The organism is Streptomyces sp. NBC_00872, assembly GCF_045161915.1.
Taxonomy (GTDB): Bacteria; Actinomycetota; Actinomycetes; order Streptomycetales; family Streptomycetaceae; genus Streptomyces.
This window is the reverse complement of record NZ_CP108806.1, coordinates 2,857,484-2,883,869: the sequence shown is the minus strand read 5'-3', so window position 1 is coordinate 2,883,869 and position 26,386 is coordinate 2,857,484. Positions and strand designations below refer to the sequence as shown.

Genomic DNA, 26,386 nt, shown 5'->3' with positions numbered 1-26,386 from the left:
CCGCGAGGCCGGGGGGCCCTGGGGCCGGGGGTCGCAAGGCCGGACGGAGAGGTCCGTGATCGTCACACTGATCATCGTCTGCGAGGTCGGTTTCTGGGTGCTGCCGGCAGCCGGCCTGGCCCTGCGCTACCTCGCCGGACTGCGGCGGCTGGGCGCCGCCGTACTGCTGCTGGAGCCGCTGCTGGAGCTGGTCCTGCTGGCCGTCACGGCCGTCGACCTCAAGAACGGCGCCGAGCCCGACTGGAAGCACGGACTCGCCGCGCTCTACATCGGCTGCACCGTCGCCTACGGCCACTACACGGTCAAGTGGATCGACGGCCATGCCGCCCACCGCTTCACCGGCGCCCCGCCCCCGCCCAGGCCCCCGCGCCACGGCAGGGCCCGCGCCCGCCACGAGGGCCGGCTCTGGCTCCGTACGGTCCTGGCCGCCGCGGTCGCGACGGCCCTGCTCCAGCTCGCGGCCTGGTACGTGGGCGACGAGGGCGACACCCGATCCCTGACGGAGTGGCAGTTCACGGCGCTGCGGGTGGTGGGCGTCCACGGGGTGATCGCCCTGACGTACACGATCTGGCCGAAGAAGGCACCCGCGACCCCGGCGGACCCCGGCCCCGGCCCCGGACCCACCGGCCCGAAGCGCTCCTCGTCGGTCACGAAGCGGTGAGACGGTGGCCGATCGGACCGCGGGTGTGGCCGGTCGGCCGATGTGGCGTTACGGGGCGGGCGCCTAGCGTCGTTCGTGGACCAGGCCACGGCCGCCACTGCGAACCCCCAGGGGAACCCGATGGAAGAACGACCTCCGCTCACCGCGCGTACCGGCGCCGAGCGACTCGACGGCGAGACCACGGAGTTCGGGTCCGACGTCATCGACCTTCTCGCCGCGACGCTGCTCCGCGCGCTCAAGCAGGAGTTCCGGAGTGTGGGCACGGACGCCCTGCTGGCCGCGCTGGTTCTCGGTGACTCGGCGGCCGGTGAGGCGATCGCCCCGGGTATGCGGCGGGCCGGCTCGCTGAGCGGGATGATCCACGGCCGGGCGGGGCGCGGATGGGTGAGCGACGACAGCGGCGACAACGGGGATGGTGACGACAGCGGGGACAGCGGGGACAGCGGGGACAGCGGGGACGGCGGGGACGGCGGCAGGTCGGCCGTACCCGGTGACGAGCACGAGGTCGACGCCGCCTGGCGCCTGGCGCGGCGGCACACCATAGGGCGCTTCAGGGGAGAGGACACGGTGAGCGGCCGGATATGGCCCGAGCCGTCCCGCGCGCTGCGCGCCTGTCTGCTCCATGCCCTCCGGCTCGCCCGCGCCGAGGGCCGGCACGATGTGTGCTCCCGGCATGTGGCCCGCGCCCTGCTGGACGTCCCCGGCACGAGGGCACGGGAAGCCTGCGTACTGGAACGGCTGGACCCGGCCGCCGCGTACGCCACGCTGGACACTCTCGACACCCGGGCCGCGGCGGGGGAGGAAGAGCCGGGGACGGAACGGCCGCAGTCCCCGGCCGTCATGGTCCTGCGCCGGGCCGGGTTGCTGGAAGACCGGAGCAACTGGCTGGCGCGCACGGTGATGTCGTGGGTGACCGGCAGTGCCGTCAACGGCACGCCCGTCGTGTTCGCGGTGTCCACGGAGACCGTCCGCCAGGCCGTGCGGTGCGGACGGGGCGAGGTGGAGCCGATCGATCTGCTGCTGGCCGTCCTGGCCCTGGACCGGGCGCTGTCCATCGCCGGACGGTCACTGCCCGAGGCGCTGGTGTCCGCCAATGAGGCCGCCGGTCTGCTGCGTACGCACGGAGTGCGCCCGGCGTCGCTGACCCTGTCGGCGCTCGCCGTCGATCCGCACCCCGTGACCGAGAACGTGCCGCTCTCCGCCGCGGCCGAGCGGACCGTGGCCGTGGCACAGCTCACCGCCGCCGAGCACGGCGCCCCCGGCGTCGGAACGGTGCACCTGGTGAGCGCGCTCCTCGATGACGCCGAGGGACAGGTTTCGGAACAACTGCGCGCGCAGGGAGTGGACTTGACCGCGCTGAAGGCGGACCTGAGCCTTCGACTGAGCAGGTGAGGGGCCGATCCGTGAGGGTCGACCCCGCGATGACCCGGCCGGTGCGGCTGACGCTACCGTTGCCGCGCGGACACACCCCAGGGCGAGGGCAGGGATGACGGTGAGGCGCTCGCCCGAACGTACGCGCCGCGGATGGGGACGCACCCGCGGATGGGGACGCACGAGGTCCGCGACGGCGCACACTCCCCGGCCGGCACTCGGCCTGCGGTCGGCGCACGCTGTACGGTCGCTGCGGCGCGAAGCGGTGGCGGGCTGGGCCGCCGTGCGCCATGCCCCGCGCCGTACCGTCGCCGCCGAGGCGCTGGGCTGTCTGCTGACGGCGGCCCTCGGACTGATCCCCTTGCTGCTGGTGCGTCCGGACCGGCCTGTCCTGGCCGTACTGGAGGCGCTGTACACGGTCCTTCTGGTGCCCCTGCGGCGCTACCGGCCGGTCCTGGCCTTGCTGGGTACCGGGCCGCTGCTCGTCGGCCCCAACGTATGGGTGCTCGCGGTCGTACCGCTGATCGTGCTGCCCGCCGCCCGCCGGATCGCGCCGCCGCGCCGCGCGTGGCACGCCGTCTGGGCGGCCTGCGCGGTGACCGTGGTGCTGACGGTGGCCGCGAGCCCGTTCCGGCCGGGCGCGTGGGCGCGGGAGCTGGCGGAGAACGGTGTCTCCGCCGTCCTCCTGGTGCTGCTCCCCGCGTTCGCCGGGATACTGCTGGGGCGGCGCCGGCCTCTGGTCAGTCTGCTGCGGGAACGCAACGCCTATCTGGAACAGGCCCGTTCACTGACCGCCGCCGCCGCGCGGCTGGAGGAACGTACCCGTATCGCCGGTGAGATGCACGATCTCCTCGGCCACCGGCTGAGCCTGATATCGGTGCACGCCGGGGCGCTGGAACTGGCCGCCGCGCGTCAGGCACCGCCGCTGGCGGGCCAGGCCGAGCTGCTGCGTACGACCGCCGGTACGGCGATGGAGGAACTGCGCGACATCCTGGGCCTGTTGCGGCGCGAGGACACGGCGGTGCCGGTGCCGGAGCCCGAGGGGGACCGGGGAACACACGAGGACATCACCGCGCTGGTGGCGGAGTCCCGGCGGGCGGGAGTCACCGTCGAACTCGACTGGACGCTTCCCGGCACGGCCGATCCGAGCCCGCGCACCCGCCAGTCGGTGCACCGTGTGGTGCGCGAGGGGCTGACGAACGTGCTCAAGCACGCGTCCGGGGCGCCCACGCGGGTGGAGGTCAGGGGCGGCTCCGGCCGGGTCGAGGTCTCCGTCACCAACGAGGCGCCGCGCCCGGGACATCACCAGGGGACCGGAAGCCGCAGTGGACTGGCCGGTCTGGAGGAGCGGATCGCACTCCTCGGGGGCTCTTTCACGGCGGGGCCCCTGCGGGACGGCGGGTTCCGGCTGGCCGCCGTACTGCCGTACCGTCCGCACGCGATCACCCCGGCCGTACCCCCGCCGGCGGCGAAACCTGCGTCGGCCATGGGATCTCCGCCGGCCACGGGACCTTCGTCGGCCATGAACGGGCTCGTCGGCGGCGCGCCCGGGGCCCTTCGCGGCGGTGGCACCCCGCCCGCCGGAACCCGCCCGCCCCTGTCGGACGAGGTACTCACCTGGCCCCGGGTACTGGGCGCGGGCTGCGCGGCCACCCTCGTGATCCTGCCCACGGTGACCTTTCTGATCGTGTTGCTGACGATCGCCGCTCTGAGATGAGGCCGCTCCAAGGCGAGGAAGCCGCCCCTAGGATGACGGGGTGGTGATACGAGTTCTGATAGCCGACGACGAGGCGTTGATGCGCGCCGGCATCAGGCTGATCCTGGAGAACGCCGAGGACATCGAGGTTGTGGCCGAGGCGGGTGACGGTCACGAGGCTGTCGCGGCCTGCCGCGGCCGGACCGTCGACGTGGCGCTGCTCGACATCCAGATGCCGGCCGGGGACGGGATCGCCGCCGCCGGGGACATCGCCCGTATCTCGCCGTCCACTTACGTGGTGATGCTCACGGCGTTCGGCGAGGAGCGGAGCGTGACCCGGGCCCTGCGGGTCGGCGCGAGCGGCTTCCTCCTCAAGGACACCGGCCCCACCGAGCTGATCCACGCGGTACGGCGCGCCGCGAGCGGTGAGCCGGTGCTCGCGCCGCGGATCACGCGGCAGTTGATGGAACAGCACGTACGGTCCGCCCATGACACCCAGGCCGCCCGGCGCAAGGTGGAGGACCTGACCGCCGCCGAGCGGAGCGTCCTGAGGTTGCTGGGCACCGGCCTGTCCAACGCCGAGATCGCCGACGAGCTGTATCTGAGCGCGAGCACGGTCAAGGCGCACATCAGCCGGATCCTCACGCGCACGGGCTGCGCCAACCGCGTCCAGGCGGCGGTCCTGGCCCATGACGCGGAACTGCTCGCCGACCGCTGAAAACGGTCAGCCGGTCCACGGTCCACCGGTCCACCGGTCTGCCGACAGGGCGGCCTGGCGGCCGGGCGTGTCCGGGACGCGCGTGGCTCTCAGCGCTCGCCGCCCGGCACCCACAGCACGTCCCCGACGTCCTTGTTCGCCACGCGGGCGAGGATGAAGAGAAGGTCGGAGAGACGGTTCAGATAGGTAGCCGCCAGGGGGTTCATGGTCTCGCCGTGCACCTCCAGCGCCGCCCAGGTGGAGCGCTCGGCACGGCGTACGACCGTGCAGGCCTGGTGGAGCAGGGCGGCGCCCGGGGTGCCGCCGGGGAGGATGAAGCTGCGCAGCTTGTCGAGACGCTCCAGGAAACGGTCGCAGTCCGCCTCCAGCTTGTCGATGTACGACTGCTCGACCCGCAGCGGCGGGAACTCGGGCTTCTCCACCACCGGCGTCGACAGATCCGCGCCCACGTCGAAGAGGTCGTTCTGGACCCGGACGAGGACCTTCACCAGCTCCTCGGGGAGTCCGCCCAGCGCGATCGCCGTACCGATGACGGCGTTCGCCTCGTTGGCGTCGGCGTACGCGGCGATCCGCACATCGGTCTTGGCGGTACGGCTCATATCGCCGAGCGTGGTCGTGCCCTTGTCGCCGGTGCGGGTGTAGATGCGCGTCAGATTGACCATATGGCCAGCCTAGTGCTGTGGCACTAGATCCTGTCCGGCCGACCATGGGGTACGGCCGAGGTACGGGTGCCCGGCCGGGGTACGGGTGCCCGGCCGGGGTACGGGTGCCCGGCCGGGGTACGGGTGCCCGGCCGGGGCCGGTGCCTGTGGTGGGCGCCGGCCCCGGTGTGCGTACCGTACGGACGCGCACCGGCGCGCGCCCGGCCGCCCCGAGCGGATCAGCCCGATCAGCCCGATCAGCCCGCCATCGGCTCACCGGTCTCCAGCAGCGACTTGAGGTCGCTGAGCACCATCGCCCAGCCGCCGCCCGACTCCTTGATCTCCCCGGCGATCTGCGCCGCGTGGACCGGGGCGTCGGTGACATCGTGTGTCACCGTGAGCTTGGTGACGCCCCCGTACGGCTCTTCCTCGATCTCGTAGGTGAGACGCGTGAACGGTTCGGCCGCCAGCTCCGGAGAGAAGAGCATGCGGTACGTCTGGACGAGCCTGCGCGGGGGTTCGGCCTCGATGATCTCGCCCTCGATGATCCGCTCCGGCGCGCCGTGCCGGAGCATCTCGTCGCTCGACAGCACCCGGTACGCACCGCCGGCGCGCAGATCGAACTCGCCCACGCAGCGGTAGCCGTACTGCGCGTTCCACTCCGGCTGGGTGATCGCGTCCCAGACCGCCTGGGGTGTCGCCTTGATGTAGACCTGGTGGATCCGGACGGTCGTGGTCTTCTCGGCCGTGGCTGTCATGTGTTCCCCTCCAGCTCGTTCTTGAGCTCTGTGAGCGCCGTCACCTGACGCTCGGTGTACTTGTCGATCCACCGGTCGTGGATCAACCGGATCGGTACGGGGTTCAGGAAGTGCAGCTTCTCCCGGCCCGATCTGCGCGTGACGACAAGCCCCGCCTCCTCCAGCACCTTCAGGTGCTTCATCGCTCCGTACCGCGTCATCTCCACCTCGGACTCCAGCTCGGTCAGCGTGCGTCCGTCGCGCGCGAAGAGCAGATCCAGCAGGAAACGGCGCGTCGGATCGGCCAGCGCCTTGAAGACACGGTCGTCGTCGCTCACGGATCCAGAATAGGTGACCAAAAGGTCACATGTAAAGCGCGGTTCCGGGGGAAGGAGGTACTCAAGTGGGGGGTGCGCGGCGCCTGGTGGACCGTCCCGGTGTGATGTGCGTCTTCCGGGGCGTGACGCGCATCTCTTCGCCACCACACGGCCCACCGCGACCGCTAACCTCCGGCAGAGCACTCGGATGTAAACAGGCGTTAAGGCTCAAAGAAGAGCCGAAGAAGAATCGTGGGGTGTCACGTGGCCAGGAAGCTCGCCGTCGTCGGGGCCGGACTCATGGGGTCCGGGATCGCGCAGGTCTCCGCGCAGGCGGGCTGGGAGGTCGTGCTGCGGGATGTCACCGACGCGGCGCTGGCCCGGGGGATCGAGGGCATCAAGGGCTCGTTCGGGCGGTTCGTCGAAAAGGGCAAGCTCGAAGAGGCCGACGCGGACGCGGCTCTCGCCCGGATCACCACGACCACCGATCTGGACGCCGTCGCCGACGCGGACATCGTCGTCGAGGCCGTCTTCGAGCAGCTCGACGTCAAGCACGAGATCTTCCGGGCGCTCGACAAGCTCGTACGGGACGACGCCGTCCTCGCCTCCAACACCTCCGCCATCCCGATCACCAAGATCGCGGCGGTGACCGGGCGCCCGGAGCGTGTCGTCGGTACGCACTTCTTCTCGCCGGTGCCGATGATGCGTCTCTGCGAGCTGGTGCGCGGCTACAAGACGAGCGACGAAACCCTCGCCACCGCGCGGGAGTTCGCCGAATCGGTGGGCAAGACCTGCATCGTCGTGAACCGCGATGTGGCAGGCTTTGTGACCACACGACTGATCTCCGCGCTCGTGGTCGAGGCCGCCAAGCTCTACGAGTCGGGCGTCGCGTCCGCCGAGGACATCGACACCGCCTGCAAGCTGGGGTTCGGTCACGCCATGGGGCCGCTCGCCACCGCCGACCTGACCGGTGTCGACATCCTCCTCCACGCGACCGGCAACATCTACACCGAGTCGCAGGACGAGAAGTTCGCCCCGCCGGAGCTGATGCGCCGGATGGTGGACGCGGGTGACATCGGCCGCAAGAGCGGGCAGGGGTTCTACAAGCACTGAGCCGCGCACTGAGCCGCGTCAAGCCGTTTCGGTATCACCCCACGGGGTGATTTTGGTATCGGTTCGCTTACAGACGGCAACTTCTCCGCCCACGGGGCAGTCAGTTGTTGGAAGACAGAACAGACACGGAGTACGGAAGCACTCATCGGGGAGCGCATATGCACATCAGGGGCGACCACGCCGAGCTGGTCGTCGGGGGCCGCCTCGACGTCCGCAGCGCGGCGGACGCCCGTACGGTCCTGCACTCGGCCGTCGACGACGGAGCCGGCGATCTGGTGCTCGACCTGACCGAACTGGACTCCTGGGACGCCACCGGACTCGGCGTCATCATGGGAGCCCACCGACGCGCGGGGCGGTGCGGACGCAGACTTGTGCTGCGCGGCGTCCCGCCGCAGATGCAGCGCCTGCTGGTGGCCACCCGATTGCACCGCATTCTCGCCATCGAGGGCGGAATCGCCGCAGAGTCGCTGCCGAGGGTCTGACCCGGCCAGACCGCGCAATCCTCATGAGACCGTGATGTCTTGGACGGGGTGGTACCCCGGCTGTTCACGGATACTGTGCGGAGGTCTAGGGTTCGGCCGTCTGCCGATGACCGACCCATGGAGCAGATACCGGACCAGAAGCGACAGATGGGCGTGCGCGGCCGGGGGCAACGGCACGCCACGATCTGGGGGGCTTTTCACCATGGACCCGATGAGCCGGGGACCGGAAGAGTACGGCCACGACAACGAGCGGTTCGACGACGGGCGTCCCGACGGCCCGCGCGCCGGCGGTACGAGCGCCGACGGCCCGCGCGCCGACGGCGACCGCTACGGCGAGGACCGCTTCGGCGGTGAGCGCGGTCGTAACGAGCCCGTCGACGGCGCGCAATACGGCGGTCCGCGCGACAGTCCCCGCTACGGCTACGAACCCGCCGCCGGCGAGAGCCGGTATGAGGACGGCCGTTACGAGGACAGGCGCGGGGACGGCGCTCGCCACGAGGACAGGCGCGCGGACGACGGGCGCTACGAAGACGCCCATCGTGACGACGCCCGTTACGAAGACGCCGGGTACGAGGACGCCCACCGTGAAGACGTCCGCTACGAGGACGCCTCCTACGAAGACGCGTCCTACGAGGACGAACGCCCCGCCGAGAGCCCCGACTCAGGGCGCCCGCCCCGCGTCGAGATCACGCCCGCGATCACCGCGGCCCTCGCCCCCAGGCCCGCCCCCGCCCCGCCCCCGGCGATCACCCCCGCCCTGGGACATCTCAAGGGCGGATCCGGCTCGCCCCAGCCCGCCCGTACGGTCCAGCTCGTCTCGGGCGACCTCCTGCTGACCGTCAACCCCGTCGACGGCAGCGAGATCGAGCTCTGCCCGCCGGGACGGCGGCCCGCCGCCCCCGCCCGGCGCACCGCCGAGGAGCGCGCCGCTCTCCAGCGCGCCGGCCGCCCGCCCGTACCGCCGGGACCCGCCGCACCGCCGCTGCCGCTGCTGGAGCGCGCCGAGGAACGCGCCCGGCTGACCGGGCTGCTGGGCCGTGGCCGCTCCGTCCGTCTCACCGGGCCCGCCGGCTCCGGACGTACCGCACTGCTCGAAGCCGTCGCGGCGGACTGCGCGAACCTCGCGCCCGACGGGGTCGTCCGTCTCTCCGGCCATCACCGCACCACCACCGAACTGCTCCACGAGCTGTACTCCGCCGTATACAAGGCGGCCCTCCGGCGGCCCGACCGCGCGGAACTGCTCACCCTGGTCCATGACATCGGCGCGGTCGTCGTCCTCGACGATCTGGAGCTGGGCGGCGAGGCGCTGGACGAACTGCTGGGCGCGACCCCGGAGTGCGCCTATCTGCTCGCCCCGGTCCCGGGCGCCGACGCGCCCTCGGCCGACGCGCGTCTGGACGAGGTCACCCTCGGCGGGCTCGGCCGCGGCACCTCGCTGGAGCTGCTGGAGCGCGCCGTCGAACGCCCCCTCACCGACGAGGAGGCGAACTGGTCGGGCGACCTCTGGTTCGAGTCCGAGGGCCTGCCCCTGCGCTTCGTACAGGCCGGCGCGCTGCTGCGTCAGCGTGACCAGCTGCGGGGCGGTCCCGAGGCCTTCGACGAGTTCGAGCCCTTCGAACCGTCCATCGGCGAGACCCCGGTCAGCACGCCCGACGGATACGACATACCCCTGCCCAGCCTCGGTGAGGGGGCCGCGCCCGCGGCCCTGCTCGCCTCCCGGCTGAGCGAGGCGGCCCGCGCCACCCTGCGCTTCGCCGTCGCGCTGGGCGGCGAGGTGCCGCACCAGGCGCATCTGCCGGCCCTGGTCGGCGACACCCACGCGGACGCCGCGCTCGGCGAGTTGATGAGCTGCGGACTGCTCACCCCGGTCGGCGCGCGCTACCGGCTCGCCACCGGTGTGGTCGCGCAGCTGGAGGCGAAGGGGTACGGCGACGACGCCGCGGCCCACGCGCGGACCGCCGCACAGCACTACGCCTGGTGGACCGGGCATCCCTCGGTCACCCCCGAGCGCGCCGCCGCCGAGGCCGACGCCATCCTCGCCGCGCTGGGCCCCCTGGTGCCCGGCCAGGAGGCGGGTCACCCGAGCGCCGCCGTACTGCTGGCGCGCAGCGCCGCGCCCGCGTTCCTCGCGGGTCTGCACTGGGGCGCCTGGGAACGGGCCCTGCGGGCCGGCTCCGAGGCCGCGAGACTCGCCGGAGAGGTCGCCGAAGAGGCGTACTTCCACCATGAGCTGGGCGTGCTCGCGCTCTGTGTCGGGAACCTGGACCGGGCCCGCGCCGAGCTGGAGGCGTCGATCGGTATGCGGGGCGCCGTCGCCGACAAGGCGGGCACGGTCGCGGGCCGCCGCGCCCTGGCCCTGGTCGCGGACCGCGAGGGCGCGGGCGGACCGTCCGGCGGACACCCGCCCGTGGGCGAGGGGACAGCGGTCGTACGGTACGAGGGCCCGGCGCCGCACACCTCCACGCCCGCGCCGGGCGCCGCGCTGCCCGCGCTGCCGGGACCGTCCGGGGCCGGCGCGGGCTCCGGAGCGAGTACGCCCCTGGTGACCCGCCGGGACACTCCCGTATCCGCGCGCGCACCTCACCCCGCCGTCAAGGCCCCCGCGCACGGCCGCCGTCCGGCGCTCGGCGGCGCCCGGCGCAATCTGGTCGCGGCGGGCGCGGGCGCGGTGCTCGCGGCCGTGCTGGGCACGGTGGTGACGCTGGGCGCGACCTCGGGCAACGACACCTCGCAGCCGGACCGGGTCAGCACGGAACCGTCCCCGGATCCGGAGGAGGGCGACAACGGTCTGCCGGCCGACCAGCCCGCCGCCGACACGAGCCGGGGCCCCGGCGGCGGCCGTACGGGGCAGGGCGCACCCGCCCCGGGACCGACGGACAGCGGCACCCCTTCGGGTACGGCGTCGGCCTCCGACAGCCCCTCGGGCAGCGGCTCGACTCCCGGTGGCGGCGGTTCGCCGTCCGCACCGGGTGAGACGCAGAAGCCGCCGACCAAGCCGTCGACGCCACCGACCTCCGGCGGCTCTTCGGGCACTCCTTCGACGACCCCGACGCCGCCACCGAGTTCGTCGGCGCCGCAGCCGTCGGAGAGTGCTTCGGAGCCGTCGCAGCCCGCGACGGCGAGCGACATGTCCCCGAGCCTCAGCGCGGGCGCCACGGAGCCCGACACCACCTCGCCCGGCACCGGCACACCGGCCTGACGCTCCGTCAGCCGAACACGGGCTGTACACGATGTGGGGGCCGCTCCGGAGAGCGGCCCCCACATCGGTGTCAATGGTGTGCCGGACGCGGTGGCCGGACCGGACCCAGGGCGCCGCACCCGGACGCCACGGGCGTCCGGGTGTCAGAAGGTGTCAGAAGGCCTCGGCAGGTGTGCCAGAAGGCGTCGGAAGGCGTCGGAAGGGGTGTCAGAAGAGACGGAGCTTGTCGTCCTCGATACCGCGCAGCCCGTTGTAGTCGAGTACGACACAGCCGATCCCGCGGTCCGTCGCCAGCACCCGCGCCTGCGGCTTGATCTCCTGAGCCGCGAACACGCCCCGCACCGGGGCGAGATGGGGGTCGCGGTTGAGCAGTTCGAGATACCGCGTGAGCTGCTCGACACCGTCGATCTCACCGCGCCGCTTGATCTCCACCGCCACCGTCACCCCGTCCGCGTCCCGGCACAGGATGTCCACCGGGCCGATCGCCGTCGGGTACTCACGGCGGATCAGGGTGTATCCGTCGCCGAGCGTCTCGATACGGTCCGCGAGCAGCTCCTGGAGGTGCGCTTCCACGCCGTCCTTGATGAGACCGGGGTCGACGCCCAGCTCATGCGAGGAATCGTGGAGTACTTCCTCCATGGTGATGATCAGTTTCTCGCCCGCTTTGTTCATGACCGTCCATACACCGGCGTCGTTGTCGGCGCCTTCCTTGAGCGTGCACGGCGGTGACATCCAGTTCAGGGGTTTGTACGCCCGGTCGTCGGCGTGGATGGACACACTGCCGTCCGCCTTGACCAGGATGAGACGGGGAGCGGAGGGCAGGTGGGCGGTGAGCCGGCCCGCGTAGTCCACGGAGCAGCGGGCAATGACGAGACGCATGGTCGGCAACGCTACTCGACCGGCGAGCCCCCGCGCGATTCGCCCCGGAAGCCCCCGTTCGTTATTGGCCGGTTGTGTTCCCATTCTCCTGGTGCCGTCCCGACTGCGCGCCTAACGTGGAAGCAGGAGGTCGCCGGTCGTGCACGCTGCGTCGTCGTCGCCTCCTTCCCTGCCCGGAAGACCCCGCTTCCCGGGGTCGCGAGAGGAGAACCCATGTCGCTCGACGTCTCACCGGCACTGTTGGATCAGGCCGAGCGAGGCGAGGTCGATGAAGTGGCTTTCGTCGACTGCGTCCGGACCTCCCTGCCCTACGCATGGGAGATGATCAGTTCTCTGGTGGCAGAGCTGAAGGTGGACGGTGGACCTTTCGCCGACAACCAGACGCCCCCGCCGGACGAGCAGGCACGCGGTCAGCTGCTGCGCGCGCTCGCGAGTGATGCGATTCGCGGTGCGCTCCAGCGGCACTTCGGAGTGCGTCTCGCTTTTCAGAACTGCCACCGCGTCGCGGTGTTCCCACTGGACACCTCGGTCGACGAGCGGCTGGCCCGCTTCACCTCGGTGAGGGCCCAGTTGCTCAACCAGTCTCCCGAACTCAGGGACTGCTGAGGTCCCTTGCTGCCGCTCCGCGCACCGGGGAGGTGTCGTGGGTGCAGGAGCGGCAGCAGTTCGAGCGGCAGCAGTTCGAGCGGCGGCGGTCCGGGCGGCAGCGGTCCGGGCTTCGCGCACATCGCACACATCGCGCACATCGCGTACGGCTCGTCAGCAGAGCGCCGGCAGCACCTCCATGCCCAGCCGCTGTATGTTCTCCTGCGTCGCCGTGAGATCGCCCGACCCCTCGACGAGCAGCGCGAAGCGGCTGATGCCCGTACGCTCCGCCGTCGCCGTGAGCCGGTCCACTGCCAGCCGGGGCGGTCCCACCGGATGCAGCCCGCACAGCAGTTCCGTGTACTCCACGGGGTCCCGCATCGACCGCGGCCGGCCGTCGACCGTGACATGGGCGCCCAGACCCTGCCGGAGCCAGCCGGGCATCGCCTTGACGAGCGTCTCCGCCGCCTCGGCCCGGCCGTCCGCGATCTGCGCCACCCCGACCGACACATGCGCGGCGCCCTCGATCTCCTCGGCGCTGCGGCCCGCGGCGCGCGCGTGCGTACGCCACAGTCCGACCATCGCCGCCTTCTCCTCGTCGCCGCAGTGCATCCCCAGCAGCATCGGCAGACCGTGCTCGGCGGCCAGCCGTACGGTCTTCGGCGAGGTGCAGGCGATGACCACCTCCGGCCCTGCCGTGTCCAGCAGTTCGTCCGGTCTGGGCACGACCGGGACCTCACGGAACCGGTACCGCTCGCCCGCGGCCGAGACACACGGCTCGCTCAGCCAGCGCAGCAGCAGGCCGAGGGATTCGGGGAACCCGCGCTCGTACGCCGCCAGACCGGAGCCGAAGACCTCCAGATCGACCCAGGGACCGCCCCTGCCCACACCGAGCGTGAACCGCCCCCCGGACACCAGATGCAGCAGCGCCGCCTGCTCGCCCAGCGCCACCGGATGTACGTTCGGCAACACACTGACCGCCGTGCCCACCCGGATCCGCCGGGTGCGGCCGAGGAGCAGCGCGGCCAGTGTGACGGCCGACGGGCATACCCCGTACGGTACGAAGTGGTGCTCGGCCAGCCAGACGGCGTCGAGTCCGGACTCCTCGGCCAGTTCGGCGGTGCGCACCGCCCGGTTCAGTGCCTCTCCCTGTCCCTGACCAGGGAACTGAGCGGACAGTACAAAAGCTCCAACACGCATCGCCTTCTGCCTCCTTGCGGCCGACGCGACTCCCCTATGGGCAACAACGCCTGACACGTGCCAAAGGCACGGCCACCCATAAAAGTTATGCGATTGTCCGTTAAGTCTGTTCTGTGAGTCCGGACCTCCTGAGCCGTGCGGGGCGTCTACCCGGTGGCACGGGTCGTAGGCTGGGAGTGGAACCGTGCTGTCTGCCCCGTGAGGTGTCCTGTGTCCCCGCGCCGCAACCGCCCCCGAGGCGGCGAGAAACCGACCGAGCGTGCCGGTGAGGCGGGGGACAGGTACGGCGGGTTTCAGCGGTCGGAGTCATGGCAGGGCGAGGAGTGGTCGGTCCGCCATGTCGCCGGCGCGAGCGCCGAGGGCAAGCGGTACCGCTGCCCGGGGTGCGACCAGGAGATCCCCTCCGCCGTACCGCATGTGGTGGCCTGGCCCGAGTACGGCGGAGTGGAGGACCGGCGGCACTGGCACCAGTCCTGCTGGAACGCGAAGGACCGCCGTACCTCACGGGTACAGCGGTCCCGCAACGCGCCCAAGTACTGAGCCGTACCTTCGCCCGGGAGACCGGGAGACCGGGAGATCCCGGAGACCGGGGCGGTCTAGACGTCGCGTTTGTTGAGGGCGAGGCAGGCACCGGCCAGCGCGACGGCCGTCACCCCCAGCAGGATCCACAGCGGCTCCCAGCCCCGGGGACCGGACGAGCTCGCGATACCGGCGGTGTCGGTGTAGAAGACCGAGAGCTGGTTCGGGATCGAGTACTCGAACAGCGAGTCACGCAGTCCGTTGAGCGAGTCCGAGAACATGAACATCGCCAGCACGAGCGGCAGCAGGACCACGCCGATCATGACCGTGATCGCCCCCGCCGAGTGCCGGACCAGCGCGCCGACGGCCATGGACAGCAGTCCGAGCGTGGCCAGATAGAGGCTGATGCCGACCGTCGCCCGGAACCAGGCGGCGGCGTCGGGCGAGGCGGTGTCCACGATCGCGGTCTGGAGCGCGGCCACGGTCATCGTGGTCACGGCCGTGATCACGAAGACCAGGACGAAGAAGACGATCGCCTTGGCGGCCAGTACCCGGACCCGGCTGGGGCACGCCGTCAGGGTCGTACGGATCATGCCCGTGCCGTACTCCGAGGCGATGGTCATCACACCCAGGGTGATCACACACATCGAGCCGAGCAGCACGCCGAAGAAACCGAGGGCGAGCACGGACTCGTCGTCGGCGATCTGGCTCTCCGCCGAGGCCACGATCACCGCGGCGAGCAGTCCGATCCCCACCATCAGCGCGACCATCACGCCGAGCGTCCACATCGTGGACCGTACGGACCGGAGCTTGGTCCACTCCGAGGCCAGCGCGTCACCGAGATGGGTCCGGCGGGCCGGGATCGGCGAGACGTAACCGCCGACGGAACCGTTCTGCCACCCGGAGGACTGCTGGGGGAGCTGGTGCGGGGTCTGCGGGGGGACCTGCTGGTACGGCGTCGTCATCGGGCGTCCTCGGTGCTGTCGCGCTTCGTCGTGTCCGGGGCGGGGGCCGTGGTGGCCGGGGCGGGCGTGGGAGGCGTCACGGCGGGAGACCCTACGGCGGGAGCCGTCGCGGCCGGGGCAGCGGCGGGGGCCGCCGTCGCCGGGACGTCACGCGCGTACGGGTTGTCCCCGGGCGGTGGCGGGGGATACCAGCCCTGCTGCGGCACATCCGGGACGGCCGGCAGCGCGTACCCGGGCAGCTGCGGCTGCTGGAACCCGGCGAGCGCGTCGGCCGTCGAGCGGTAGTCCACGGCGCTCTGGGTCATCCGCATGTACGCCTCCTCCAGCGAGGCCTGGTGCGGGGAGAGCTCCCAGAGCCGGATGTCCGCCCCGTGCGCCAGATCGCTGATCCGGGGCAGCGTCAGCCCGGTGATCCGCAGCGCGCCGTCCGGCTCGGAGAGCACCTGGCCGCCCGCCTCGGTGAGCGCGGACTTGAGCTTCTCGCGGTGCTCCGGGCCGCCCGGCGCGACCCGCACCCGCGCGAAGTCCGCCGAATTGGCCGAGATGAAGTCCTTGACGCTCATATCGGCGAGGAGCTGACCGCGCCCGATCACGATGAGATGGTCGGCCGTGACAGCCATCTCACTCATGAGATGCGAGGAGACGAAGACCGTACGGCCCTCGGCGGCGAGCTGCTTCATCAGATTGCGGACCCAGAGGATGCCCTCGGGATCGAGACCGTTGACCGGCTCGTCGAAGAGCAGCACCTGCGGGTCGCCCAGCAGCGCCGCCGCGATCCCCAGCCGCTGGCCCATACCGAGCGAGAAGCCCTTGGAACGCTTTCTGGCCACATCCTGGAGACCGACGACCCCGAGCACCTCGTCGACCCTGGTCGCCGGGATCCCGGAGAGCTGGGCCAGCGAGAGCAGATGGTTGCGCGCGCTGCGCCCGCCGTGCACCGCCTTGGCGTCGAGCAGCGCGCCCACCTGACGTGGTGCGTTCGGCAACTGCCGGAAGGGATGTCCGCCGACCGTCACATGGCCGGCGCTCGGCTGGTCGAGTCCGAGGATCATCCGCATGGTGGTCGATTTGCCGGAACCGTTGGGGCCCAGGAACCCGGTCACCGATCCGGGCCGTACCTGGAAGGAAAGGTTGTCCACGGCCGTCTTGGCGCCGTAGCGCTTCGTCAGGCCGACTGCCTCGATCATTCTCCAGCCCCATCGACAGGTCAGGTCGTCGGGGCAGTCGCCGTTCCCGGCTGAAAACCCCCGTAAGAGTTAGGAGGATATCCGGGCCTTGACGGTTGCGGCCAAGTCGTTCAGGCGGAGAGTCGGTGACGAACGGGCTACGCGCCCCATGACGCACGGGCCAGACCCAAACGAGAGGCCCTAGGCGTCGCGCTTCTTGAGGACGAGATAGCCGCCCAGGAGGGCCGCCGCGACCCAGAGGACCAGGATCCCGAGGCCGCCCCAGGGGCCGTACGGAGCCGCCTCGGAATTCATGGCGTCCGGCACCACCTGCAAGATCCTGGAGCCCGCCCGGTCGGGGAAGTAGTGCGCGACGTCCTTCGCGACCGGGACGGCCGCGAGGATCTGGGAGACGAGGAAGAAGAACGGCATCAGGATGCCGAGCGAGAGGATCGAGCTGCGCAGCATCGCGGCCACGCCCATCGAGAAGAGGGCGATCAGCGCCATGTAGAGACCGCTGCCGATCACCGCGCGCAGCACATTCGGCTCCCCGATGCCGGTGCCGTGCTCACCGAGCAGCGCCTGTCCGAGGAAGAACGCCAGAAAGCCGGTGACGAGCCCCACCACCAGGGCCAGCACCCCGGCCACCAGGACCTTGGCGAAGAGGAAGGTGGCGCGTTGCGGCACGGCGGCGAGCGAGGTACGGATCATGCCCGAGCTGTACTCGGAGCCGACCACCAGCACCCCGAAGACCACCATCGCGAGCTGGCCCAGCACCATCCCCGAGAAGCTGGTGAGCGTCGGATCGAAGGTGGCCCGCTGCGGTGCCGACAACTCGTCGAACGTCGAGTTCAGCAGCGCGGAGAGGGCCGCGCCCAGGGCCACGGTCACCACCAGGGCGCTGATCAGCGTCCAGGTGGTGGAGGAGACCGTACGGATCTTGGTCCACTCGGAGCGGAGGACCGCGGGTACCGATGCCATGGTCAGACTCCCTTGCCCTGGTCGTCCTGACCGGCCCCGGACTCGTACCCGTCCTGAGGGCTCCCGCCCTCCTGGGGGCTCCCGCCGGCCCCGGGGTGCTGGCCCCGCGCGGGCGGCGGGGGCTGCGGTGCGCCCCACCCCTGCCCGGCCGGCGGCTGCCCGCCCTCGGGGCCCGCGTGGGCGTGGTACTCCACCGACTCGGCCGTCATCTGCATGAACGCTTCTTCGAGCGAGGCGCGCTGGGCGCTCAGCTCATGCAGCACGATCCCGTTACGGGCCACCAGCTCCCCCAGCTCCTCGGTGGAGGCCCCGTCGATCTCCAGCACCCCGCCGTCGCCCTCGACCGCGGTGAAGCCCGCCGAGTGCAGTACGTCCTTCAGCCGCTCCCGCTCCGGTGAGCGCAGCCGGGCGTAACTGCGGGAATTCTCCCGGATGAAGTCCGCCATCGAGGTGTTCGCCAGCAGTCTGCCCTGCCCGATCACGATCAAGTGATCGGCGGTCAGCGCCATTTCACTCATGAGATGGCTGGAGACAAAGATCGTCCGGCCGTCGTTTGCGAGCGCCTTCATGAGATTTCGAATCCAGTGGATGCCCTCGGGGTCCAGACCATTGACCGGCTCGTCGAACATCAGGATCTCGGGATCACCAAGCAGCGCGGACGCGATTCCGAGCCGCTGTCCCATACCGAGCGAGAAACCCTTCGATTTCTTTCCCGCGACGGCGGTCAGTCCGACCATGTCGAGCACCTCGTTCACCCGGCTCGCGGGAATGCGATTGCTCTGTGCCAGACAGAGGAGATTGTTGTAGGCGCTGCGGCCGCCGTGCATGGCCTTCGCCTCCAGCAGCGCCCCGATGTGCTTGAGGGGTTCCGCGAGTTCGCGGTAATGCCTGCCGTCGATCCTGACCGACCCACCGGTCGGGATGTCCAGATCGAGCATCATCCGCATCGTGGTCGACTTGCCCGCGCCGTTGGGGCCCAGAAAGCCCGTGACCACACCGGGTCTGACCTGGAAGGAGAGATGGTCGACCGCGACCTTGCGGCCGAAGCGTTTGGTGAGTCCCTCGACCTCGATCATCCGGATGCCTCGATCATGCGGACAACCTAAGGGTGCGCGAAGCCCCCCGCCACCGTGGTGACGGGGGGCTGACGCGATCGTTATCTACTCGAACACCATGGCGCGCTCAGCCGGTCGGGCTCAGCGTGCTCGGCCGGTCACGCTCAGCGGGTCTGCTGGGCCGGCACACCACGGGAGATCGGCTCGTCGTCCGCCGGGCTGCCCGCGGCGGCCACCGCGGCGCCGGTCAGCGTGGCCAGCATCTCGCGGACGTTGGTGAGCTGGGCGTTGATCGAGTCGCGGCGGTTGGTGAGCGCCGCCAGCTCGCGCTCCGATTCGCTGCGGATCCGGTCGGCCTTGGCGTTCGCGTCCGCCACGATGTCCTCGGACTGGCGCTGCGCGGTCTCGACGGTCTGCCGGGCCCTGCGCTCCGCGTCCGTACGCAGCTTCTCGGCCTCGAGACGGAGCTGCTCGGCGCGGTGCTCGATCTCCGCCAGGCGCTTCTCGGCCTTCGCCTGACGCGAGGCCAGGTCGCGCTCCGACTGCTCGCGGCGCTTGGCGAGGTTCGTCTCGAAGTCCGCGGCGGCCTGGGCGGCCTTGGCGCGGGTCTCCTCGAAGAGCGCGTCGGCCTCCTCGCGCTTGGACTGCGCGTCCTTCTGCGCGTCCGAACGCAGGGTCGCGGCGTCGCCCTTCGCCTTGTCGACGATACGGACGCCCTCGTCCTCGGCCTTGGCCTTGCGCTCCGACGCGAACGACTCGGCGTCGTTGCGCACCTGCTGGGCCGCCGACTCGGCCAGCTCGCGGTGCTGCTCGGCCGCGCGCCTGGCCTCCTCGCGCAGGTCCTTCGCCTCCTCCTCGGCGAGGCGGAGGATCTTCTCGACCCGGGCGCCGAGCCCGGCGTACGACGGCTCCGCGTCGGTTACCTGGGCCTGGGCGTTCTGCGTCTCGAGGTGGAGCTCCTCGATGCGCTTCTCCAGTGCGGTGATACGGGCCAGGGCACTGTCACGGTCGGCGACGAGTTTGGTAATGCGGTCGTCCACCTGACCGCGGTCGTAACCACGCCGCACGAGCTCGAAGCCGAATGGGGAGGAAGTGTCGCTCATGGGGTTCCTGTCGAATGAGACCGGTGAGGTGATAGGGGGAATCCTAGGGGCCTAAGCGGCGTGTCATCGAGCGGATGCCGGTTTGATCTGGAGAATGTCCAGCCTTTTGAGTGGCTAGCTGTCGGACGACTTGCCACTCGATCGGGTGGTTCCCGCCGCGGCGCCCGCCTTGACCTGGGTGTCCTTCGTAGGACCGGCGGGTGCCTCAAACGACTCCAAAGCTTCGAGTACATCCTGGACGCGGGAGATCTCCGCCTGAATGTCCTCGCGCCTGCGCACCAGGACATCGAGTTCGCGCTTGCCGTCGTCGACCGTACGCTTGGCCTCGCGGGCGGCGTCCGCGCGCAACTCCTGGGCCTCTCTGATGAGTTCGGCCTTCTTCTGCTCGGCCTCCTTGAGCAGGCCCTCGGCCTTCTTCACCGCGGCGATCCGTACTCTGCTCGCCTCGGAACCCGCCTCGGCGACCAGTTGCTTGGCCTTCGCCTCGGCCTCGGCCCGCTGCTCGTTGGCGGCCTTCAGCAGATTGTCGACGCGCTCGCCGACGGTCTTGAGCTGTTCCGACGTCTCACGGCGGGCGCGCTCGTGGAGTTGCTCGATCTCGCTCTCGACCCGTACGCGCAGTTCCTCGGCCCGGTCGCGGATGGCCGTCGCGTCCCGCCGCGCGCCGACGAGCAGCTCGTCCGCGTCCGTACGGGCCTTCTCCACCAGGGAGTTGCCCTCGACGGTCGCGTCCCCGGTGATCCGGCCCGCCTCCTTGCGGGCGGCGCCCACCATCATGTCGGCCTGGGCCTCGGCCTCGGTGGCGGCGCGCAGCGCCTCCTCCTGGGCCTTGTTGATGAGCTGGTCGGCCTGCTCGGCGGCGTCGGAGCGGCGCTTGGCCGCGTCCTTGCGCGCCTCGTCCAGGAGCCAGTCCGTCTCCTCCTGGGCCTCGTTCCTGAGCCGCTCCGCGGCGGCCTCGGTGTCCGCCTTGAACTGCTCGGCGTCGGACCGCAGCCGCTCGGCGGCCTGCTGTGCGGCGCCCACCGTCTCGGCGGCCTCGGCGCGCATCCGCTCCGACTCGCCCGTGGCCTCCGCGACAAGCCGGTCGGCCTGGGCCGCGGCATCGCCACGGATACGGTTCGCGTCCTCCCGGGCCTCGGCGCGGGCACGCGCCGCGTCCCGCTCGGCGGCCGCCAGGGAGTCGGACGCCTCGGTCCTGACCCGCTGCGCGTACTCCGCGGTGTCGGCGCGCATCCGCTCCGCCTCCGCGATCGCGTCGCCCACGGTGCGCTCGGCCAGGGCCTGCGCGGCGTCGGCCTCCTCCTGGGCCCTGGCGCGGATCCGGCCGGCGTCCTCCGAGGCGCGCTCCCGCTCCGCGTACGCGTCCGCGCGTACCCGGTCGGCCTCCTCCTGCGCCTCCGTCCTCGTCCGCTCGGCCGCGTGTTCCGCGGCGGAGCGCAGTCCGGCGATCTCCTGCTCGGCCTGGTCCTGGAGCCCGGCGACCGAGTCCCGTACCTGCTGGGCGGTCTGCTCGGCCGCGGCCACCAGCTCGGTGGCGCGGTAGTCCGCCTCCGAGACCAGCCGGTGCGCCTCGGTCTGCGCGTCCTCGACCCGCTTGCGGGCGGAGGCGAGCAGTTCCTCGCTCTGCTCCCGCGCCCGCTCGCGCTCCTGGTCCGCCTCCGTACGGGCGGCCGTCAGGGTCTCCTCGGCCTCGCGGCGGCGGCGGCCCGCCTCCTCCTGCGCGGCGGCCAGCGCCTCGGCGGCCTCGGCACCGACCCGCTCGGCGGCGGCCGCGGCCTCCGCCCTGACCCGGTCGGCGGTCTCCTGTGCCTCGGTCTTGAGCCGCTCGGCCTCCGTGGCGGCCTCGGTACGCAGCCGCACCGCCGCGGTCTCCGCCTCGGCGCGGTACTCCGAGGCGTCGGACGCGGCCTCGTCACGGAGCCGCTCGGCCTCCTGCTCGGCCTGTGCCCGGAGCGTACGTACCCGCTCCGCGGACTCCGCGCGCAGCCGCTCGGCCTCCTCCGAGGCCTCACGGCGGATCCGCTCGGACTCGGCGCGCGCGTCGGTGAGCGACTCCTCGGCCGACGCGAGACGCTGCTCCGCCTCCGAGTGCAGCCGGGTCAGCTCGTCGGCCGCCTCGGTCCTGCGGGCCTCGACACCGCGCTCGGTCTCCTCGCGCAGCTCGGCCGCGGCCTGCTCGGCGGCGGCCCTGGTGGCCTCGCCCTGCTCCTCGCCCTCGGCGCGCAGCCGCTCGGCCTCGGCGCGGGTGCGCTCCAGCGTCTCCTCGGCCTGCCGGCGCAGCGTGGTGGCGCGCTCGATGGCCTCCGTACGGACCCGCTCGCTCTCGGCGGTGGCGCCGGAGCGCAGCTCGTCGGCGTCCGCCTTGGCCTTGGTGAGCAGCTCCTCGGCGGACCTGGCCGCCTCCTCGATCTGCTGGACGGCCTCCCGCCGCGCCTCACCGCGGATCCGCTCGCCCTCGGCGACCGCCTCGGACCTGAGCTGCTCGGCCTCGCCGCGCAGCCTGCGCGCCTCCTCCTGGAGCTCGACCGTCTTGGCCCGGTACTCCTTGGTGTCGTCCTTGGCCGCGCCCTTGAGCTGGTCGGCCTGCTCGGCGGCCTCGCCGCGCAGCCGGTCCGCCTCGGCCTCCGCCTCACGGCGGATCCGCTCGGCCTCCTCGGCCGCCGACCTGGTGGTGGCCTTGGCGTCGTCCGACGCCTTCGTCAGGACCTCTTCGGCGGTACGGGCCGCCTTGGCGAGCTGGGCCGCGGTGTCCTCGGCGGCGACCGTACGGGCCTTCTCGGCGGCCTCGGCGACCACCTTCTCGCCCTCCGCGCGGGCGTCGGCGAGCACCTGCTCGGCCTCGGCCCTGGTGGCCTCGGCGTCCTTCGTGGCCTCGCCGACCAGCCGGGCGATCTCCGACTTGGCCGTACGGGTGCGCTGTTCGTTCTGCGACTCGACCCCGGCCAGCCGCTTGGCCGCGCTCTCCCTGGCCTCCGCGACGACCTTCTCGGCCTCCGCGCGGGCCTCGCGCAGCCGCTCCTGCGCCTCGTTCATCCGCTGGTCGGCGGCGCGGCTCAGCTCGGTGGCGTGCTGGCGGACCTGATCGGCCTCGGCGGTGGTGGACGTACGCAACTGCTCGGCGTGGCTGGAGGCCTCCTGCGCCTGCGAGGACGCGGCGTTCAGCATCCGCTCCGCGTCCCTGCGGGCCCGCAGCAGGATCGCTTCAGCTTCGGACCTGGCGGCCTCGGCCTCCGAGCCCAGCCTGCGGCGGGCCTCCTCGGTGACCCGGACGGCCTCGGCGCGGGCGGCGGCCAGGGACTGCTCGGCCTCGGCGCGGGACTCGTCCAGCAGCCGCCTGGCCTGTGACTCCGTACGGGCCCTGAGCTGCTCGGCCCAGGCGACGTTCTCGTTGACGTGCGACTCGACGGTCTGCCGGCGCTCCGCCAGCTCCTGGTCGAGCCGCTGGCGGCGCTGGACGGCCTCCGCGTGCAGCTCCGCCTGGAGCCTGGCCTGGTGCTCGGCGTGCTCCTGGAGGATGCGCTGAGTCTGGGCGCGGGCGTCGCGCAGCTCGCGCTCCGCGTCCGCGCGCATCTGCTCGGCCTGCATCTGGGCGTTACGAAGCATCTGCTCGGCCTGATAGCCGAGGTCGCCGTTGTCGTAGGACGACGGACGGGTGGCCAGCGTGCGGCGTGCCTCATGGAGCTTGGCGCGCAACACCTCGACCTGGTAACCGAGGTCCTCGGCGTGCTGGACGGCCTTCTCCCGCGCGGTCTTCAGCCGTTCCATCTCGGCTTCGAACCGCGAGAGGTGGTCGTCGTCAGCTCGGTGGCTCTCCTGGCGTTCGTAGCCCCGCACTGCGCGGTCCCATCCGTCCCCTGGTCGCAACTGCCCAATCGAGCACCGTTCGCGGCGAACGGCCCCCCGGGGAATGGTGTCAGATCAACGGCAGGGGCGCGGCCCCGGCCCGGCCCCGGCCCGGAGCGCCCCACTCTACCGGGCCGGGAATCCTTAAGGTCAGTGCTCCGGGGCGGAGGTGATGAGTTCTGTGAGGACTCCGTGACAGTCCTTCGGGTGGAGGAAAGTGATGCGCGAGCCCATGGAACCGATGCGCGGCTCGTCGTAGAGCACCCGTACGCCCTTGTCACGGACGGCCTGCGCGTCCCCGTCGACATCCGCCGTCCCGAAGGCGATGTGGTGCACGCCCTCGCCGTTCTTCGCGAGCCACTTGCCCACGGGGGAGTCCTCCCGTACGGGTTCGAGGAGCTGGAGATACGAAGCCCCGCCGTCGGACGTCTCGTTGATCTTGAGCATGGCCTCACGGACGCCCTGCTCCTCGTTGACCTCGGTGTGGAAGACCTCGAAGCCGTAGGTGGCCCGGTAGAACTCGACGGTGGCATCGAGGTCGAAACAGGCGATTCCGATGTGGTCGATTCGCGTCAGCATGGAGACAGTGGAGCGTCACGGCGACGGTTACGCAACGTGCGCGCGATCACACGCACGGCCGGGTGACCCCGGCGCGTACCGCTCAGTACATTGGAGTAAACCCTCGTTCACTCCTCACGCTCCACGCAAAGGGGATCGCGTCTCATGTCGGATACGCACACCACCACCTCCGTGATCGTCGCGGGCGCCCGTACGCCCATGGGACGGCTCCTCGGCTCGCTGAAGTCCTTCTCCGGCGCGGAGCTGGGCGGCTTCGCCATCAAGGCCGCGCTGGAGCGGGCCGGGATCAGCGGCGACCAGGTGCAGTACGTGATCATGGGCCAGGTGCTCCAGGCCGGGACAGGGCAGATCCCGGCACGCCAGGCCGCGGTCAAGGGCGGCATTCCCATGAACGTCCCGGCACTCACCGTCAACAAGGTCTGTCTCTCCGGCCTCGACGCGATCGCGCTCGCCGACCAGCTCATCCGCGCGGGTGAGTTCGACGTGGTGGTCGCGGGCGGCCAGGAGTCCATGACCAACGCGCCGCATCTGCTTCCCAAGTCCCGTGAGGGCTACAAGTACGGCGCGATCGAGATGCTCGACTCGATGGCGTACGACGGGCTGACCGACTCGTTCGAGGAGATCGCCATGGGCGCCTCGACCGAGAAGCACAACACCCGGCTCGGTATCGCACGCCCCGAGCAGGACGAGTTCGGCGCGCTCTCCCACCAGCGGGCCGCCACCGCCCAGAAGAACGGTGTCTTCGAGGCCGAGATCGCCCCGGTGGAGATCCCGCAGCGCAAGGGCGACCCGCTGCTCTTCTCCCAGGACGAGGGCATCCGCCCCGAGACCACGGTGGAGTCCCTGGCGCGGCTGCGTCCGGCGTTCGCCAAGGACGGCACGATCACGGCGGGCACCTCCTCGCAGATCTCCGACGGCGCGGCGGCGGTCGTGGTGATGAGCAGGGCCAAGGCGGAGGAACTGGGCCTGGAGTGGATCGCGGAGATCGGCGCGCACGGCAATGTGGCGGGCCCGGACAACTCGCTCCAGTCCCAGCCGTCCAACGCGATCCAGCACGCCCTGAAGAAGGAGGGCCTGGCCGTCGGGGACCTCGATCTCATCGAGATCAACGAGGCCTTCGCGGCGGTCGCCGTGCAGTCGATGAAGGACCTCGGGGTGTCCCCGGAAAAGGTGAATGTGAACGGCGGCGCGATCGCTCTCGGTCACCCGATCGGGATGTCCGGCGCACGGCTCGTGCTGCATCTCGCGCTGGAGCTGAAGCGGCGCGGCGGCGGTATCGGCGCGGCGGCGCTGTGCGGGGGCGGGGGCCAGGGCGACGCGCTGATTCTGCGGGTGGCCGGGTAAGCCGTCGTACGTACGTTCCGTACGTAGGTACGTTCATTACGTCTGCGTGGCCGCGTGGCCCCGAGACCGTGTGACCTCGTGGCCGTGTGGCCGAGCAATGGAGCTGGAGCTGTGATGCAGGACGTCCCCGAGCTGGTGGCTCAGGCGCGCGAGGGCCGGCCGCGGGCCGTGGCCCGGCTGATCTCACTGGTCGAGGGGGCGTCCCCGCAGCTGCGGGAGGTGATGGCGGCACTGGCGCCGCTGGCGGGCCGGGCCTATGTCGTCGGGCTCACCGGCTCGCCCGGTGTCGGCAAGTCGACCTCCACCTCCGCGCTGGTCACCGCGTACCGGCGGACGGGCAAGCGGGTCGCGGTGCTGGCCGTCGACCCGTCGTCGCCCTTCTCCGGGGGCGCGCTGCTCGGCGACCGCGTCCGGATGTCCGAACACGCCTCGGACCCCGGCGTCTATATCCGCTCGATGGCCACCCGCGGCCATCTCGGCGGTCTGGCCTGGGCGGCTCCGCAGGCCATCCGGGTGCTGGACGCGGCGGGCTGCGACGTGATCGTGGTGGAGACCGTCGGGGTCGGCCAGTCGGAGGTCGAGATCGCCTCCCAGGCCGACACGTCGGTGGTGCTGCTGGCGCCCGGGATGGGCGACGGCATCCAGGCCGCGAAGGCCGGAATCCTGGAGATCGGCGATGTGTACGTGGTCAACAAGGCGGACCGCGACGGCGCCGACGCGACGGTCCGCGAGCTGAACCACATGCTCGGCCTGGGCGAGTCCCGGGGCCCCGGCGACTGGCGCCCGCCGATCGTCAAGACGGTCGCGGCGCGGGGCGAGGGCATCGACGAGGTCGTGGAGGCGCTGGAGAAGCACCGGGCCTGGATGGAGGAGCACGACGTACTCGCGCTCCGCCGGACCGAACGCGCGGCCCACGAGGTCGAGGCCATCGCGGTGACGGCCCTGCGGGCGCGCATCGGCGACCTGCACGGCGACCGCAGACTGGGCGCGCTGGCGGAACGGATCGTGGCGGGGGACCTGGACCCGTATACGGCGGCGGACGAGCTGGTGGCGGGGATTACGCGGGGCGGGTGAGCGCTGGCCGGGTCCTGGGCGGTGCGCGCCTGGCGGTGCGCGCTTGGCGGTGCGCGCTTGGCGGTGCGCGCCTGCGGCGCGGGGGCCGGTGGTGGGTGCGGGTGCCGGGGCCTCCGGAGGTACATGTCCGGACGGCATGATTTACGGCGCCCTTGAGC

General features: G+C 71.6%; 23 protein-coding genes. 11 read left to right on the top strand and 12 right to left on the bottom strand.

The annotated features are described in order from the left end of the window. The first annotated feature begins 55 nt into the window (after positions 1–55). From OG214_RS12225 to OG214_RS12210, 4 genes are all read left to right on the top strand, one after another. Positions 56–661, top strand: a complete 606-nt coding sequence (locus OG214_RS12225) for a hypothetical protein (RefSeq protein WP_405984741.1) — start codon at positions 56–58, stop codon at positions 659–661. Positions 662–781: 120 nt separating this feature from the next. Next, positions 782–2,053, top strand: coding sequence for a Clp protease N-terminal domain-containing protein (locus OG214_RS12220; RefSeq protein ID WP_405984740.1), 1,272 nt, complete (start codon positions 782–784; stop codon positions 2,051–2,053). 244 nt (positions 2,054–2,297) lie between these two features. Then, positions 2,298–3,749, top strand: coding sequence for a sensor histidine kinase (locus OG214_RS12215; RefSeq protein WP_405984739.1), 1,452 nt, complete (start codon positions 2,298–2,300; stop codon positions 3,747–3,749). Between the two features lie 43 nt (positions 3,750–3,792). Further along, on the top strand, positions 3,793–4,446 hold the full coding sequence (locus tag OG214_RS12210; protein ID WP_405987483.1) for a response regulator: 654 nt from the start codon (positions 3,793–3,795) through the stop codon (positions 4,444–4,446). Between the two features lie 89 nt (positions 4,447–4,535). Here OG214_RS12210 and OG214_RS12205 read toward each other — a convergent pair whose 3' ends face one another. From OG214_RS12205 to OG214_RS12195, 3 genes are all read right to left on the bottom strand, one after another. Beyond that, positions 4,536–5,108: a cob(I)yrinic acid a,c-diamide adenosyltransferase gene (locus tag OG214_RS12205; protein WP_363083614.1), complete on the bottom strand. Its 573-nt coding sequence runs from the start codon at positions 5,106–5,108 to the stop codon at positions 4,536–4,538. 236 nt (positions 5,109–5,344) lie between these two features. Continuing rightward, positions 5,345–5,845 carry an SRPBCC domain-containing protein gene (locus tag OG214_RS12200; protein WP_363083613.1) on the bottom strand — a complete coding sequence of 167 codons (501 nt, stop codon included), beginning with the start codon at positions 5,843–5,845 and terminating at the stop codon, positions 5,345–5,347. Continuing rightward, complete coding sequence (locus OG214_RS12195) at positions 5,842–6,162, bottom strand: metalloregulator ArsR/SmtB family transcription factor (protein ID WP_363083612.1); 321 nt, start codon at positions 6,160–6,162, stop codon at positions 5,842–5,844. Before OG214_RS12195 ends, OG214_RS12200 begins: the two co-directional genes overlap by 4 nt. Positions 6,163–6,405: 243 nt before the next feature. On the opposite strand from OG214_RS12195, the gene OG214_RS12190 reads away from it, so the two are divergent. The 3 genes from OG214_RS12190 to OG214_RS12180 all read left to right on the top strand — a co-directional run bounded on the left by OG214_RS12190 (position 6,406) and on the right by OG214_RS12180 (position 10,935). Beyond that, positions 6,406–7,254: a 3-hydroxyacyl-CoA dehydrogenase family protein gene (locus OG214_RS12190; RefSeq protein WP_363083611.1), complete on the top strand. Its 849-nt coding sequence runs from the start codon at positions 6,406–6,408 to the stop codon at positions 7,252–7,254. Between the two features lie 158 nt (positions 7,255–7,412). Continuing rightward, a complete protein-coding gene (locus tag OG214_RS12185; RefSeq protein ID WP_066956508.1) occupies positions 7,413–7,736 on the top strand; it encodes an STAS domain-containing protein in 324 nt (107 codons plus the stop codon). Between the two features lie 211 nt (positions 7,737–7,947). Then, on the top strand, positions 7,948–10,935 hold the full coding sequence (locus OG214_RS12180) for an ATP-binding protein (RefSeq protein ID WP_405984738.1): 2,988 nt from the start codon (positions 7,948–7,950) through the stop codon (positions 10,933–10,935). 207 nt (positions 10,936–11,142) lie between these two features. Here the strand turns inward: OG214_RS12180 and nucS are convergent, their stop codons facing one another. Continuing rightward, the gene (gene nucS / locus OG214_RS12175) at positions 11,143–11,814 is read right to left on the bottom strand and encodes an endonuclease NucS (RefSeq protein ID WP_363084600.1); all 672 of its coding nucleotides are present in this window, start codon (positions 11,812–11,814) and stop codon (positions 11,143–11,145) included. A gap of 213 nt (positions 11,815–12,027) precedes the next feature. Here nucS and OG214_RS12170 point away from each other — a divergent pair, with 213 nt between their 5' ends. Further along, positions 12,028–12,420, top strand: a complete 393-nt coding sequence (locus tag OG214_RS12170; RefSeq protein WP_363084599.1) for an SCO5389 family protein — start codon at positions 12,028–12,030, stop codon at positions 12,418–12,420. Positions 12,421–12,573: 153 nt separating this feature from the next. Here the strand turns inward: OG214_RS12170 and OG214_RS12165 are convergent, their stop codons facing one another. Then, on the bottom strand, positions 12,574–13,599 hold the full coding sequence (locus OG214_RS12165) for an LLM class flavin-dependent oxidoreductase (protein ID WP_405984737.1): 1,026 nt from the start codon (positions 13,597–13,599) through the stop codon (positions 12,574–12,576). Between the two features lie 210 nt (positions 13,600–13,809). Between OG214_RS12165 and OG214_RS12160 the strand changes: the two genes are divergently transcribed. Beyond that, entirely contained in the window at positions 13,810–14,139 is a 330-nt protein-coding gene (locus OG214_RS12160; protein ID WP_363084597.1) for an ATP/GTP-binding protein, read from the top strand. Positions 14,140–14,195: 56 nt separating this feature from the next. On the opposite strand, the gene OG214_RS12155 is transcribed toward OG214_RS12160, so the two are convergent. The 7 genes from OG214_RS12155 to mce all read right to left on the bottom strand — a co-directional run bounded on the left by OG214_RS12155 (position 14,196) and on the right by mce (position 23,810). Further along, positions 14,196–15,083, bottom strand: a complete 888-nt coding sequence (locus OG214_RS12155; protein ID WP_363084596.1) for an ABC transporter permease subunit — start codon at positions 15,081–15,083, stop codon at positions 14,196–14,198. Continuing rightward, the gene (locus tag OG214_RS12150) at positions 15,080–16,270 is read right to left on the bottom strand and encodes an ABC transporter ATP-binding protein (protein ID WP_405984736.1); all 1,191 of its coding nucleotides are present in this window, start codon (positions 16,268–16,270) and stop codon (positions 15,080–15,082) included. Before OG214_RS12150 ends, OG214_RS12155 begins: the two co-directional genes overlap by 4 nt. Before the next feature lie 180 nt (positions 16,271–16,450). Next, positions 16,451–17,230 carry an ABC transporter permease gene (locus OG214_RS12145; RefSeq protein ID WP_363084593.1) on the bottom strand — a complete coding sequence of 260 codons (780 nt, stop codon included), beginning with the start codon at positions 17,228–17,230 and terminating at the stop codon, positions 16,451–16,453. Between the two features lie 2 nt (positions 17,231–17,232). Further along, positions 17,233–18,306 (bottom strand): ATP-binding cassette domain-containing protein, encoded by a 1,074-nt coding sequence (locus tag OG214_RS12140; protein ID WP_405984735.1) that lies wholly within the window; start codon positions 18,304–18,306, stop codon positions 17,233–17,235. Positions 18,307–18,449: 143 nt separating this feature from the next. Beyond that, positions 18,450–19,388, bottom strand: coding sequence for a cellulose-binding protein (locus OG214_RS12135; RefSeq protein ID WP_363084591.1), 939 nt, complete (start codon positions 19,386–19,388; stop codon positions 18,450–18,452). 114 nt (positions 19,389–19,502) lie between these two features. Then, positions 19,503–23,222 carry a polarized growth protein Scy gene (scy, locus tag OG214_RS12130; protein WP_405984734.1) on the bottom strand — a complete coding sequence of 1,240 codons (3,720 nt, stop codon included), beginning with the start codon at positions 23,220–23,222 and terminating at the stop codon, positions 19,503–19,505. Positions 23,223–23,381: 159 nt separating this feature from the next. Next, positions 23,382–23,810, bottom strand: a complete 429-nt coding sequence (gene mce, locus OG214_RS12125; RefSeq protein ID WP_363082268.1) for a methylmalonyl-CoA epimerase — start codon at positions 23,808–23,810, stop codon at positions 23,382–23,384. A gap of 144 nt (positions 23,811–23,954) precedes the next feature. Between mce and OG214_RS12120 the strand changes: the two genes are divergently transcribed. Together OG214_RS12120 and meaB are read left to right on the top strand one after the other, a co-directional pair. Continuing rightward, entirely contained in the window at positions 23,955–25,154 is a 1,200-nt protein-coding gene (locus OG214_RS12120; RefSeq protein WP_363082267.1) for an acetyl-CoA C-acetyltransferase, read from the top strand. A gap of 114 nt (positions 25,155–25,268) precedes the next feature. Beyond that, positions 25,269–26,228 (top strand): methylmalonyl Co-A mutase-associated GTPase MeaB, encoded by a 960-nt coding sequence (meaB, locus tag OG214_RS12115; RefSeq protein WP_405987482.1) that lies wholly within the window; start codon positions 25,269–25,271, stop codon positions 26,226–26,228. Positions 26,229–26,386 lie beyond the last annotated feature (158 nt).